Origin of the sequence: Maribacter zhoushanensis (assembly GCF_029350975.1) — a bacterium.
In the GTDB taxonomy this organism is placed as follows: domain Bacteria; phylum Bacteroidota; class Bacteroidia; order Flavobacteriales; family Flavobacteriaceae; genus Maribacter; species Maribacter zhoushanensis.
This window is the reverse complement of the sequence record NZ_JARKMR010000005.1, coordinates 111194-126025: the sequence shown is the minus strand read 5'-3', so window position 1 is coordinate 126025 and position 14832 is coordinate 111194. Positions and strand designations below refer to the sequence as shown.

Here is a 14832-nt window from a genome sequence, read left to right as displayed (position 1 = left end):
TTTAACTGTGGTTTGATATTTTAGGAGACAGCCACATCCACCCCACACCCAATAAAAATAGGATGTAAAATAGAATTGGAGACATAGGGCTTTTTATTACTACTGCCCTATTTTCTTTTACCTCAGCGCTAAAATGTTTGGTATTGGCAGCTCTGTTTTTGAATGCGGATAAAGATTTCCAATCATCAGGACCATACACGTAGTATGAAAATTTTGAGGTACTGTCAGACTTAACTTTTAAGGTATTCCATCCTTTTTTCGTGGGATAAATTGTTCCCGTATATTTAAAAGGAACCGTTGCATTCTGAAGCAAAGAAACCCTATTTTCATCTGTTTGTATAACAGATAATTCTTCTAAACTTGTACGTAATGCGAAAGAATAAGGCTCATCAACTTTAGGTATTTCTGTTAGGGATTGCCACTGTACCGACAGCTCTTTTTGCTTTACTACGTTATCTAAAATCTGGGTCCAAATATTCTTGTATACTTGATCTTTCCCATTCAACAATAATTGATAACTATTTAACATTGTTGTAGTTGCAACCCTACCTAAGCCCATTTGTTTATAAAATGACAAATCTGTAGCTCCATTGACTCTTATAACATTTGTAGCAAAATCTTTCGTAAACTTAAATGGATATTTTTCTAATGTAATGTTAGTATTTGGTAACTGAACTTCTTTGATACCGTCTCTCTTAAATGTAAAATAAGAGGTATTTGCTCCTAAATTAAATAACCAATCACTTGGTTGTAGAAAAAGACCTAATCCGTTTTCCCTAATACTATTTTCAAAACGATGCTTTACAGATCTACCAAAATTGAAATAGGTATCTGCATCTGCAATGACCACATCATAAGTATTCAAAGATTCTTCGGTAAATTGATAAACGGGCGATGCCTTGGTATTAAAATATTCAAACTTATACTTGCCTTTTGTGAGTTGACTGCGTACCGTTACTTCATAACCTGCATCGGCAAGAAAGTTTTTTAGATATTTAGTTTCAAACGTAGGAAACGTATTGACTATTAAAATGCTGACTTTCTCCTTTTCCCGAATAGTTATCGGTAACGGATTTGCCTTCACCACTTTACCAACACTATCTTTTTCTGTCAATAGAAAAACAAAATCGCCACTCACTTTTGGAACCGACTTCAACGAGAAATCATTCACAGAATTCTCTTTAAAATCAATGGAATCAAGACCATTTCCTCTAGAATCTTGCAATACAAGAAATGAACCTTCTATGGGTTTAGAAATTTTCCCTTTTACCTTTACATCATCTCCTAAAACAATTTGCTTAGTAAAGTCTAACTGTGTAATGCCAGACTGAATTTTATTGGGAATATACGTTGTAGGGAGACTATCAAATGCATAAAAATCGTAGGGCTCTACCCCATTACCAATAATGATTAGATTGGTGAGCGAATCTAAAGCCGAACGAATCGATTTCTTAGGATTATACTCTAACACCTGAATACCCTTGTAAATACGCTCTAAACTGTCTTGTTGCTTTTTCCTGAAACCATCTGTTAAAAGCAGTCCTTGTTTATCTTGTAAAGCCAATTCTTTGGTAGGTTCAAGAATTAGTAATGCCAACGATAAAATTGAGACACATGCGATTAACGAATTCAGAATAAACCGCCCTTTATTTGGTGCCTTCCATTCCTTAAAAATATAGACTGCAAGCAACAACACACCGCCCATAATTACGGGAACTATCAAATCTTGCTGTAAAAATGAATAACCATCAATCATATACTTCCAGCTGTTTTAGAAATAATGAATTGATTTCGTCTACATACATTTTTTCAGCTCCGGGTTTTTGTGGAGCTTTTGGTAATGCCAAGAACAATCCCTTTTGAACAAACCTAAAATTTTCTATTGTTCTACCTGTATTGTTCTCTATCCTTTTTAAACCTTGTAACACCTGTAAATACTTACCAGGGTTCTCTATTGCCAACTGTGCCAATTCATTACCTGCAGCTGTAAAAAGGGCATTATCGCTCTTAGTATACGCATTTTCCTTTTGCACCAATTGTTCTAACCGACCAATAGCTTTTTCAATGGCTTCAAAAGGTTCTTCTGCTGTAGTCGATTCATTTTTCCTATAATTTTTAATATCCTTTATTTTACCGGTAAGTCTGCTGTCTTCTTTGATCGGTGGTGGATCAAAACCTATTCTGTGTACATAAATACGCGCGCTATTTTTTATTTCTTGAATATATTTTAAAGCGTCATATTGAAAGGGTAAAGACTTTTCTGGCTCATACAATCGTAAATGTAATTCAGCATCCCACATAATACTTAATGCCTTTCGCAATTTCGTTTTCAACGATTCTTCAAATAATGTGGATTCCTCTGGATCATCGTGATTATGAAGATAATCATGTAAGGGGTCTTCTGGTTCTTCCGCATCACCTTCATGCCCATGTTCATGTTGTTCTACTAAATTATGCTCATTATCACCATCATGATCATGCATGAAATCTTTTATTACATTTTCTTGATCTTCAGCGTGATCATGCTCTTCACCTTCTTCATGACTTTCGATCTCAGCAGGCGCTTCTTCCATCTCAGCTTCATCACCCATAAACTGACCATATTTTAAACGTAGCGCTTTCTGATCAAACCCTAGTTCATTACTTCGAGTTTTAAATTCTTCAATCGTTATGCTCGGTTTATCTTTTATGAGCTTCTCCGTATCAATAATCAATTGCCTTTGACTTCTGAAATAATCGGGCATTTGATCTACGCCTAAAGTTCCTTCTACTCCAAATTGTTCGCTAACCGTATCTTTGATGACTGCAAAATAAGTTTCGCTCCGAGCTACATTTCTTCTCGGTTGTTTTTCATCAAAGGCTTCTATGTAGAAATACAGCTCATCGCCTACTTCCATTTTTAGGGCATTTAAATCCAATGTTTTGGTTGCTCGTATAGATTTAACTCCTTTTGACATGGCTTCCTTAAAATTCAATTTTTCTTCCCTAAATTTCACCGACTCGCCAGTTCCTTTACTTACCGTAGTGATGATGTAGCTTTCATCAATTCCAAAATCATCTGTAATGGAGCTTTGTAGTTGCACAATTTTCTTGTCTGAAAAATCGAAATAGGTGTACTGTTCCAAGCCAAGTATTTCAATTTCTGGCGGATCATCTGCCGTAGCTTCTAACGAAAACAAATCTGACGTAAACTCTGTTCCTTCCTCATTTTTGAATTTGAAACTATAGAATCCTGATGCTTTCAATGGTAATTCTATTTGATAATCGTCCCCTACTTTATTTAATGGTTTTAGTTCTCCCATTACATCTAAAACGGGTTCAACAACAGGATTATCAAATTGTAGGCTCCATATCACTTTAGAACCCGCAACTGCCTTAATATTTGCGTTAGCGGTAGTTTTACTGCCTAATCTAGTATAGGAGGGATAAACAACTGTAATTTTCTGATTCTCAATTTCAGGTATACTACTATCTTTTTGTAGACTATCTATTGCTACAAACTGAATCTGTTCCGTATTCTTGGGGTTATTCAGTATTTCATCTACACTTTGAAATAGGTTCATTTGATGTACTATTAACCCAATAGCAATGCATGCCAACATAACCAAAAATGCTTGTTTTAATCCGTTTGGCGGAGTTATGCCTCCTAACCTTTTAGACAGCTCTTCTGATACTCTATAGCGCTGTAATTTCGCTAAATTGGACAATGAATCTTCTGGTTGTAACAACAATCCTGTACTGAAAGATGCTTCTGAAACATGGGCGTCAATAAACGAGCTAGTGGTATTTAAGTTATGTTGCCAAGGTTTTTTTACCAGGATAACAAAGAGCAAACCAACTACAAATGCTACCAAGCCTACTAGTATATTTTTAGTGATAAAATAGCATAACACAGCAATGCCTAAAGCATACAAAACAGCCTCGGTGTACGACAACAACTGCCAACGCTTTTGAAATTTCGTTAAATGTAGTTTGCCCTGCTCCATTACTGTTTACGTTTATGTGCCACAAAGCGTTCTACCAATAATAATACTAGAAGTAATCCCCATAAATACGGATTCACATTAAAACTTGCCAACTGTTTTTCCTTGCTTTTTACAGCTACATAGTTGGTTTGTATTTCTGATGCTGCAACTGAACGTTTATCTACGTGAATCAGTAATTCTTGCAACTCACTATTAACCTCTAAGACATCAAGTAATTTCTCCGTTACTCTTTCCGATACTGCATTTTCAGATGTTATACGCTTAGTCAAATAATAGACAGCATCCTCTTCTGCAGTAACTATGATAGACTGTGCCATAACATCTTCTCTCAATACCAATAGTTTCTGTGCTGCTTCAGGTTGTGGTTTATTGCTAAGCCAAATAACTACATCTGCCTCGTTTTTTGAAATTTCCTCGCTATCTAATTTAGACGTTACATTAATTTCCCGATCCAAATAAATAGCAAGGGCTTTTAACGATGCCTCTATATACCTTTTATCTTGCTGCAAGCTATCCGCATAAAAGAGGGCTATTTCTATAGGGTTTTGTACAATTACAGGTACTTTTTTTACTGGGTCATGTTTTGAGATCACCAGACTATCACCACTAGAAGAAAGTGTAAAATCTTCTCCCAAGGCTATTTTTCTACTACTGACTTTAGTTTCACCAGCACCACTCCATCCTGTATATAATTGTAATTCGTTTTCTCGTTTGTATGCTAGTAACGGAGTTTCTTTTGATAATGCGCTGTCAATAACGATCCAGTTTATGTTCTGTCTGCTTTCTGGTCTTGCTCCTTTTAACCCGCTGGCAAAACCATTTGTAAAAACCACGATGCTGTCTGTAGGCAACTCTTCCATTTCAGATACCAGCGCCCAGTAATCTTGCACAGCATCTAGCTTTGTAACTTGTTCCTCTCCCTCATTTAAAGGCAACCCTTTTTGTAAAAGTCTTATTTCTTGATCATTGCCTTCTTCTATAAATTGAGACATGAAATCGGCATTCTGTGCCAGTTCTGGTTCAACCACATACGTGACTTTGCTATTACTAATTTTTGCATGCCATTGTGGTTTTGCCATCAAAACAACCACTAACGAAATAATGCCCATTCGCAATAATAACAACCATAATTCATTCAATTGAATGCTGCTAGATTGTTTAGATTTTGATTCTGACAACAACTGTACACTACCAATCTTTATCGTCTTTGCTTCCTTTTTACTCCATAGATGGATTGCTATCGGAACTAGAAGTCCAAATAAAGCCCATAAATATGAAGGATGTGCAAATGACATATTAACCGAGTCTTTTTCGTTGTTTTAAAAATAATAGCAAAGCTTCGCCCAATGGTGCATCCATTCTAAATACATGGTGATCTATCCCGTTGGACAATAATTCTTCCTTGATTTTTTTTAACCTGAACTCCAGATTGTTTAAATATTCAGTTTTCGCCTGCTGCGTATCTACTTTTATTCTTGCTCCCGTTTCCCAATCTTCAAAGGTGATATTAGGTCCATAATTGAAATCCATCTCCGCAGCGCCCATAACCTGCAAGACTACAACCTCATTTCTGGCGGATTTCAATCCTTTTATAAATTTTGAAATCTCTTCACTAGTTTCGTACATATCCGTCAGGAAAAAAACTAACTCCTTCCCTCCTCTGTTAGGTATGCGTTTGTTAGAAATATGGGTTGCCGGCCACTTGCCTGTAGTTGAAATATTTATCAATTCTAATAACAGTCTGTTGTAATGCTTTTTATCTGCCTTAGGGTAAATACTGACTACATCACTTTCATTTAAAGCAAATAGCCCCACGGCATCGCCTTGCTTATGTGCCATGTATGCCAGCGTCGCTACCAACACACGCACAAAATCTACTTTTGAAAGCGCTTCTTCTTTATGCAACATAGATGCGCTGGCATCTACGATAAACTTAATGGTCACCTGACTTTCAATTTCTGACTGCTTGATGTAGTATCTACCGGAACGTGCCAACATTTTCCAATCTAGCAATCGCAAATCGTCACCGGGTTCGTAACCTCTGTACTGGCTAAATTCCATCCCAGGACCCACACTAGCACTTCTATTTAAACCAGACGTAAACCCCTCTACCACAATGCGCGATATCAAGGAAAGTCCCTCAACCGTATTGATGACTTCTGGTTTTAATAAATTGTGATAGTCCTGTTTTGCCATGTACTCGATAATGGAGCGTTAGTTATTCGCCTTTTATTGCAATAGCATTCAATAAGTGTGTTGCTACTTTGTCTGAAGTAATGCCTTCTGCTTCTGCCCTGAAATTTACCAACACCCTATGTCGAAGTACTGGTAACGCTACACTTTTGATATCATCCAACGTAACTGCTAATCTACCTTCTAACAAAGCGTTAGCCTTCGCCGTTAAGATCATTGCTTGACCTGCACGCGGACCTGCACCCCAATCTACCCAGTCTTTTACATAAGCATCGGTAGTGGTCTCTGGGCGGGTTGCTCTAATAATATCACTTACAAAACTGATTAAGGCGTCACTGATAGATACTTCTCTAACCAATTCTTGAAGGCGTACAATATCATCACCAGAAATTACTTTGTTCAGTTTCTTTTTGAAGGTTCCCGTGGTAGCCTTTAGAATAGCTTCCTCGTCTTGTTTTGTTGGGTACCCTATTTTGATGTATAACAAGAATCTGTCTTGCTGTGCTTCCGGCAAAACAAATGTTCCTGATTGCTCAATTGGGTTTTGCGTAGCTAGTATAAAAAATGGTTTATCTAAGGGATAGGTTTTATCACCGTAGGTTACTTCAAATTCTTGCATCGCTTCCAACAATGCTGCCTGTGTTTTTGGTGGGGTACGGTTTATTTCATCCGCCAGGATAATATTAGAAAAAATAGGACCTTTGTTGAACTTAAAGAACTTTTTACCGGTAGTTTGATCTTCCTCTAAAATCTCGGTCCCAATAATATCCGAAGGCATTAAATCGGGCGTAAACTGTATTCTTTTAAACTTTAAATCGATGGCATTCGCCAAAGTTCTGATCATTAAGGTTTTTGCCAAACCGGGAACCCCTTCTAACAATGCATGACCACCGGCTAAAAACGTAATCAATAATTGCGATACGGTTTCTTCTTGCCCAATAATCACTTTTCCAATTTCTTGCTTTAGGGCACTTAATTTACCTGAGAGCATTTCTACCTCATCTGCAATGCGTTGTAATTCTTTATCCATTCAAAAATATTTTATGAGGTTAGGGCGTACATAACAATGTTGACCCCAAACCGTGTATTGTCTATTTTGTACCAGCGTTTGTTTCTAAAATCATAATCCCACTCGCAACCGTAGTCTTTGTTGCTATACAGTACCGCAATTCTACCGTTTACCACAATAGCTTTTAAATAATCGTGTACCAGATCATCTCCCCAACCATTCAATTCTTGTGATGTGGTCGGCGGACCGTCTTCAAAGTCGAAGAATATTGTATAGATTTCGTGGTCGTTGGGTATTTTTTTTAATGCGGATGCACCAAATATTTCTTCCATCTGCCGCTCAAAAGATTTGGCGAACAAACCGTCAATATCGTGATTGCAATCATCGGCAAAAACAAAGCCGCCATTGCGCACATATTTCTCAAAATTCTCTTGTTCCTTTTTTGTAAACTCCACCAACTTGTGACCCGAGATATAGCAAAACGGACTCTTAAAAATATCATCGCTTGCCAAAGTGATGATCTTCTCTTGCGCATCAACCTTTAACGTAGTGTACTCTACCAATGAATTCAAAAGGTTAGATGGCATGCGCTGATCCACATCCCAATCGCCGGACTCATACTGTAATCTCGTAAAGAAAAATTCGTTGCTCAAGGGCAAGTAGTTTGTGTTTTTATTCCGATAGAAAAAAGAAAAACTGGTTGTCGTGATGTGCCACAAACAACCAGTTTCTATAATTTTATGATGTTTTAAACTGCATCTGAAAGACTGGTAAACGTAAAGTCGCGCACTTTCATATATGGTATTAGATTACCATTAATACGTACTTGTTGCCCTAACGTTTCTAGATTGTTCAGCATGATGATCGGACTCTCATTAAACCTGAAGTTTTTTACAGGGTATTTAATTTGTCCATTTTCTATATAGAACGTTCCGTCTCTCGTTAGTCCCGTATACAATAAGGTTTGTGGATCTACGCTACGTATGTACCATAAACGGGTTACCAAAATTCCCTTTTTAGTACTCTTGATCAATTCTTCCAAACTGGCATCACCACCTGTCATAATAGCGTTTGGTGGAAAAGGAACTGGCTCAACACCTTTTTCCTTTGCCCAAAAACGGTCATACGCCAAATTTTTAACCACTCCGTTTTCTATCCAGCTTGTTTTCTTCAGTGGCTGCCCTTCTCCGTTCCATGTAGATGTTGGTACTTCAGGATTCAACGGGTCAGAATATATATTAACACGTTCGTCCACTATTTTCTCACCAATCTTGTTCTTACCATCTGCAGCAGACATAAAGCTTCTACCTTCATCTGCAGAACGCGCATTTAGTGAGCGGAACATGTTACGTAACAAATCTGCCGAAGCAGCTGGTTCTAATATTACCGTGTACTTACCAGGTTCAATCGCTTTTGCCTCTCTAGAGAGTACCGCTTTATCAATTGCAGTTTTTGCAGCTTCATCAGCATCAAACTTATCTACGTCATTAAAATCTCTTTTTACCCAACCAGAACCGGTACCGTCATTTGTACGCATGGTTACGGTAAAATCTACATCGGTAGATTGATTGTAAGCGAATAATCCCTTAGAATTGATCATTGCACTAAAACCTGCAGAGTCATTTAAAAAACCTGCCGCAGTAACATCTTTTGCATCTGCCGGAACAATACTACTGCTTGCTACCTCAGCTCTATACTCAGGAGTGATCTTTGCTGTAGATTCGCTATATGTGATAGCCTCATCATACATCTGCGGACCTAAAGGCTCCATAAATTCTGGATTCTCAGGAGATAATTGTGCCAATTCTTCAGCCCTTCTAACTACCTTTTCCAATGATGCATCATCAAACTCATCAATAGTAGCCGTCCCAGATTTTTTACCAAAGCTAGACTGTACCGCCAAACTTTGATTAGAACTGTACCCAGATGTAGATACCGTATTTCGTGCATATCTTATATTACCGCTATTATAACCGCTTAAATTTATCTCGCAGGTATCGGCTTTGGAAAAGCTCAATGCTTTCTCCAATATTTTTCTTGCTTCTTCTTTTGTATAAATTGCCATTGTTGTTCTTTTTTGAGTGAAACAATTAAATGTTTCTACCAGTGTTAATTACATTTACATCATTGAACCTGGCAGTAGAACTACCATGAGATACAGCGCTCACCTGAGAAGGCTGCCCCTTACCGTCAAAGAAAGTACCGAACAAACGGTAATCATCTTTATCGCAAATCTTAACACAAGAATTCCAAAACTCTTGGGTGTTACTTTGGTAAGCTACATCTTCTAACATACCCACAATTTCACCATCTTTAATTTCGTAAAATACAGTACCACCAAACTGGAAATTATAACGTTGCTGATCAATAGAATACGATCCACGACCTGCTATATAAATACCTTTTTCTACATCTTTTATCATTTCGGCACTAGAATACTTCTCTTTGCCCGGTTCTAAAGAAACATTTGGCATACGTTGAAACTGTACATCGTCCCAGCTTTGTGCATAACAACAACCATGAGATTCCTCTTCCCCGATCATATGTGCTTGGTCACGTATCGCTTGGAAATTGCTCAACACTCCGTTACGTACCAAATCCCACTTCTTCGATTTCACTCCCTCATCATCATACCCAACAGCACCTAGAGAACCTACCTGGGTTTTATCGGCAACAAGGTTTACAATATCACTACCGTATTTGAAGTTGCCCGATTTTAATTTATCCAATGTAGCGAAACTTGTACCTGCATAGTTGGCTTCATAACCCAATACACGATCAAGTTCTAATGGGTGACCTACAGATTCGTGAATGGTTAACCCAAGGTGATTTGGTTCTAAGACTAAATCATATTTACCGGCGTCTACAGATTTCGCTGTTAGTTTTTCTCTCGCCTGTTTAGCTGCTATAGTGGCATCCTCTACCATGTCATAGCTATTTTTATATAAGCGTAATCCTGCTGGACCATCGATTTTCTCAGATTCCAATCCGTCTAAATATTCATAGCCCATACCTACGGGAGCACTCATATTCTCTCTGGTCTTAAAAGTACCGGCAGCCTTATCAACAGCAGTCACTCTTAAAGTTGGCCACAAGCGATGAATATCTTGGTCTATATAAGAACCATCAGTAGATGCAAAATACTTTTGCTCGTTCACCATAAATAAGGCAGAGTTTACAAAGTTTGCCCCGTTATCTAAAGCGGCTGCATTAGCACTTAATAAAAGGTCTACCTTTTCTGAAACAGGAACTTCCTTAAAATCTTTTTTGATCGGCGTCTTCCAAGACACCTCTCCGTATGCGTTAACAGGAGCTAACTTTACCGGTTCTTTTTGAATTTTTGAATTTGCCTTTGCAATGGCAACTGCTTGTTCCGTTGCTTTTTTAATACCATCTTCGGTAACACTATTGGTAGAGGCAAAACCCCATGTACCATTAGCGATTACTCGTATACCTATACCGAAAGATTCTGTATTGACCACGTTTTGAACTTTGTCTTCCCTAGTGAATACATACTGATTTAAATACCTGCCTATACGGGCATCTGCATAGGTAGCACCTAATGATTTGGCAGTATTTAAGGCAACATCTGCCATTCGTTTTTTCACCAAGGCATCCATACCTGGTTCCAGTAACGCCTCTGTAGGGATGTCGTTACCTAGCAATAATGATGGCATCATCAATGCTCCGGCACCCAACCCGGCGTACTGTACAAAATCTCTTCTTTTCATGTGTTAGTTTTATAGTGTTTCAATGCTGTTAGCGTTGTTCTTTAAGAAAAAAACTATTTCTAATTTAATCATATGAAAATTTAACTACCTTATTGAGTTATTCTCGCGATTGAGCTAGAAATATCTTTAACTTAATTATTCGTGCTCCCTAAAAATAGTTAGGCTTTAGATACAATTATGTTAACCTTAACATAAAATATAACTTTTAATGCTGCTTTTAAGAATTATATAAAAATGGGGTGGGGATTTTTTGTACTTCGGAAGGGATTTTGAAATGGAATTGAAGATAGTTTGAGAATTTGTTTTTGAGCCTTAATTCCGTAATCTTTTCTTTTTCAGTTTATTCCTTATATCTGTTAATTTTATTATATCCTCATTATTTATTCCTAAGGTAGAATTTAGAATATTAAAGTCATTATGTGTTAGTATTTGTTCAATACTTGACTTTTCCTTGAAACTTGTTGTAAAATTATCAAAATCCATACTGTTTATTTTAATGTAAGGAATAGGTAATTTCTTAAATTCACTCGGAATAAGCTCTAAAACGCCACCACCATAATATCTACCATCTAATTCAGATAATAACAGGGTCAACGTATTATAAAAAGAGTATACAAAACTATTTAAATCATAATCATTTCTCATTCCTACTTTATATGCAGAATCAGTCACTAATGCATTAGAATTGTTTTTTAAAAGTTTAGGGTATAAATGGCTTCGTTTAAAGAAAAATGCATCTGGTTTTTCAGATATATTTGGAATAACATACCAATTATTTCTAATTTTACATTTATACCTTTCAGGTATTTCTTCCAATTCACCTAATTGTAAATATTCTCTTAGCTTCTTGGAAATTTTTACGTCATCGTTTAATTGAAGAAGCTTAGAAGGTTTTTTATTATCCTCAAGCTTTTTTAAGTCTTCGTTATTAAACACAACACTTCCATTTACAAATTGACCCTTTTGTATAATTGGTTTCGTAAATCTGGATAAATTATATTGTTTTTCGGTTTCTTTATCGATAATGAAAAACTTATTTGCAGCGGTTACGATACCAGGCTTTGAAATCGAATAATCATTTACAGTTTTAAGCTCATTCTTGAGGTTGTCTATAAAAGTTAATTCATCAGAAGTTAAAAAATGATGTGTCCATTTTACATTTGACGAAACAAGCAATTCATTATTTTTCAAAATGAATCTATTGTTCATTAAAGCTTCTTTAGAAGTAATATTAGTAAAAAACTCGCCTTTATCATCAGCTTTTTTAAAAGCGAAAAGAACAATGGTATCTTGACCTTTGCACTCAAACATTAAATCATTGAAAGTAAATATTTCAATTCTTTCAAATTGAGCTTTTAAATACTCTCTAATTTCTTCTGCGAATTTAACTTGTAATAATTCTGATGGTAAGACAAATGCTAGAACTCCATTTTTAACCAACAATGTATTTGCCTTCACCAAAAATGTAGTCCAAATATTTTTAACTGACGCTTCAGTCAAATTTTCATTAGAATGTATTTCTTTACTTAATGCAATTTGTTTTGATGTAAGTATGTTTTTTTTGACATAAGGCGGATTCCCAATTACAGCCGAATATTTTTTACTAGTTGAAAATTCTAAGAAGTCCGTTTCTATAAATGAAACTGCTTTTTTGCTCCATCTATCACTTGCTTTTTCTAATTCAACTTTATTAATATCTAATGCAGTTAAATTGATATCTATGCTTCTTTCCTTTTCTAATTCTGAAATAAATGCTCCATCACCGACACTTGGCTCTAATATTGACATACGAGCTCGGTTTCCAAAATGAGATAAGACTCTTTTAGAAATAAAACTTGCCAAATATGCTGGCGTGTAATATGAACCTGTACTTTTTTTATTCATTATAATATTCCATCAATTCTTGATGATAAATAAAATATTTTAGAGAATAATCCCCCAATTTCTCTTTTATTACTTCATATGTACCATCACCAATTTGGTAGTTTTCTAACTCAACTATTAAGGCATTTATGATTTTTCTTAGTTCATTCAAATTCCACAAAACAATTATTGAACGTTCTCTTTCATCAAATCGAAAGGCTTTAGTAGCCATCCATTTACCCAAATTTGTTTTCCACATTATACTACCTGAGGTTGTTCTATACAAATGATTTTCATAATCAGATAGACAAGCGTCAACAAACCCTTGGTCGTTAATATTTGGAATAGTTTCATCTTTTGATGGCCATTTACTTCCCTTTTTATTATTACAATATTTGCAGGAATAAGTGAGATTGTCATATTGACAATAATCAATATTTCCATTTTTTTCAAATAGACTCTTTGGAATAAAATGGTCGACTTCAAAATATGTATGACTAAACCCGTCAAAAGAGTCACAATAGCCACAACAATTATTAAAATCTTCATGTAGGTCAGGTTTATGTTCGCTCCAATTTTTACCAGTTGGTTGTTTAGTAGTAACTGTTCTTCTAATTGGTAATGTTGCTCTTACTTTCATATACCAATTACTTTTTTCTTTTATCTATTAGAGATTGAAGAAAATCTTCGGCATCTTTTTTAGTTTTAGACAAATCGTATAATGTCTTTTCAGTTAATAAATGCTTCGGTATTTCATTTTTCTCACTTTTATCTAAAGCTAATAATTCCTCTTGTTTAGAAACTAATAAATCTTTTTCGGAAGCTGTTAAACCTTCTTTCTCTCCCTTTTCTAATAGTTCTGATACAATGACTTTCTTTTTATTAACGTGATTTTTATATTGTTCGATACTCTTAAACAATGTTGTTATAAAATGCTGTATTTTCTTCTCATCTTCATCGTCTTCACTAAAAATATCATCTTTATCAAAAATAATTTTCCAGTCTTCTACGTGAGGTTCAGCCTGCTCAACCTTATTAGTAAAAATAATATGCGGAAATAAAGGTTTCTTGTCATAAAACTCACTTTCTACTACTTCTCCGTTAAAAGTAACTTGGTTAGTTTCGTTTAACTTATAATCAATCATCAATAAATCTATATCAGATTCATAAACTTGATGCATTAGTTCGTCTAAAGTCATTCCTTTATGGAATTCATAACCAATTATTTCTATTCCATAATTTCTAAAACGTCTTTGATATTTCTTGACTTGTTTAACATCTTCATCGATGTAACCAATTCTATATTTAGCCTCCATAAATTTTTATTTTCTTAGCAGAAATGATATCATCACCGAAAAGCCTTTTTCTGGTTCTAGAATATCGATAGTTCCATTGTTATCATCAATTACAGATTTCACTAGGTACATACCTAAACCTGTGCCTATTTCTTTACCTCTTCTATCCCTTTTTGCAGTTTTAAAAGGTAAAAATATTTCTTCCTTGTCTTCAAAAACTTCATCTAATCCAACTCCATTATCTGAGTATAATATTTCAATAGAATTATCTTTAACTTTTGCTAAGATATTGATGATTCTTTTCTGTACCTCTGTTAAATTGTTGAATGAATCGATTGAATTGTTTATGAGATTAGTGAATATTGTTGAGATATCCATTTCAAATGCTCTAAAGTCGTATGGGTTATCTTTGGTTTCATCAACAATATTTAATGAAATATCTTTTTTCTTAAAAATTCTACTCCAAGATTTATCTAAAGACTTGAGGAAGCCAGAAAATTCAAACTTTCCCCTAGTTCTCTTATCTTTTTTAATTGCCGTTAACGCATAATCTACCCAATGAATTATCTTATCAGAATTTTCATCTAATAATTCTATAATATCAATACCGTCTTTATATTCAACAGACTTTTTCTTTTCTTCTGGAACAATAGATTTAAATAATACTTCTAGTTCTTTTATCTCTACTGCATTATCTTTAATTTCCTTTAATTCATGAGCAAAAGAAGACACTACGAGTCCTAAGCTAGCCAATG

The 14832-nt window shown here is 35.5% G+C and carries 12 protein-coding genes; all 12 read right to left on the bottom strand.

All coding sequences use genetic code 11. From position 1 onward, the window contains the following. Position 1: 1 nt before the first annotated feature. Positions 2-1756 carry a hypothetical protein gene (locus PXD56_RS15415; RefSeq protein ID WP_276494239.1) on the bottom strand — a complete coding sequence of 585 codons (1755 nt, stop codon included), beginning with the start codon at positions 1754-1756 and terminating at the stop codon, positions 2-4. Then, entirely contained in the window at positions 1749-3986 is a 2238-nt protein-coding gene (locus PXD56_RS15410; RefSeq protein WP_276494238.1) for a tryptophan-rich sensory protein, read from the bottom strand. The genes PXD56_RS15415 and PXD56_RS15410 overlap by 8 nt, the downstream gene beginning before the upstream one ends. Further along, positions 3986-5281, bottom strand: coding sequence for a BatA domain-containing protein (locus PXD56_RS15405; protein WP_276494237.1), 1296 nt, complete (start codon positions 5279-5281; stop codon positions 3986-3988). Before PXD56_RS15405 ends, PXD56_RS15410 begins: the two co-directional genes overlap by 1 nt. 1 nt (position 5282) lies before the next feature. Beyond that, on the bottom strand, positions 5283-6182 hold the full coding sequence (locus PXD56_RS15400) for a DUF58 domain-containing protein (protein ID WP_276494236.1): 900 nt from the start codon (positions 6180-6182) through the stop codon (positions 5283-5285). Between the two features lie 22 nt (positions 6183-6204). Further along, on the bottom strand, positions 6205-7209 hold the full coding sequence (locus PXD56_RS15395) for an AAA family ATPase (RefSeq protein ID WP_276494235.1): 1005 nt from the start codon (positions 7207-7209) through the stop codon (positions 6205-6207). Between the two features lie 11 nt (positions 7210-7220). Beyond that, positions 7221-7841 carry a DUF4159 domain-containing protein gene (locus PXD56_RS15390; protein WP_276494234.1) on the bottom strand — a complete coding sequence of 207 codons (621 nt, stop codon included), beginning with the start codon at positions 7839-7841 and terminating at the stop codon, positions 7221-7223. 95 nt (positions 7842-7936) lie between these two features. Beyond that, positions 7937-9253 (bottom strand): TldD/PmbA family protein, encoded by a 1317-nt coding sequence (locus tag PXD56_RS15385; protein ID WP_276494233.1) that lies wholly within the window; start codon positions 9251-9253, stop codon positions 7937-7939. 25 nt (positions 9254-9278) lie between these two features. Then, positions 9279-10919, bottom strand: coding sequence for a TldD/PmbA family protein (locus PXD56_RS15380; protein ID WP_276494232.1), 1641 nt, complete (start codon positions 10917-10919; stop codon positions 9279-9281). A gap of 312 nt (positions 10920-11231) precedes the next feature. Continuing rightward, positions 11232-12803 carry an Eco57I restriction-modification methylase domain-containing protein gene (locus PXD56_RS15375; protein WP_276494231.1) on the bottom strand — a complete coding sequence of 524 codons (1572 nt, stop codon included), beginning with the start codon at positions 12801-12803 and terminating at the stop codon, positions 11232-11234. Then, complete coding sequence (locus PXD56_RS15370) at positions 12796-13422, bottom strand: HNH endonuclease (protein ID WP_276494230.1); 627 nt, start codon at positions 13420-13422, stop codon at positions 12796-12798. Before PXD56_RS15370 ends, PXD56_RS15375 begins: the two co-directional genes overlap by 8 nt. 7 nt (positions 13423-13429) lie before the next feature. Continuing rightward, positions 13430-14098: a hypothetical protein gene (locus tag PXD56_RS15365; protein ID WP_276494229.1), complete on the bottom strand. Its 669-nt coding sequence runs from the start codon at positions 14096-14098 to the stop codon at positions 13430-13432. Positions 14099-14104: 6 nt separating this feature from the next. After that, a complete protein-coding gene (locus tag PXD56_RS18605; RefSeq protein ID WP_338088469.1) occupies positions 14105-14455 on the bottom strand; it encodes an ATP-binding protein in 351 nt (116 codons plus the stop codon). Between the last annotated feature and the right edge of the window lie 377 nt (positions 14456-14832).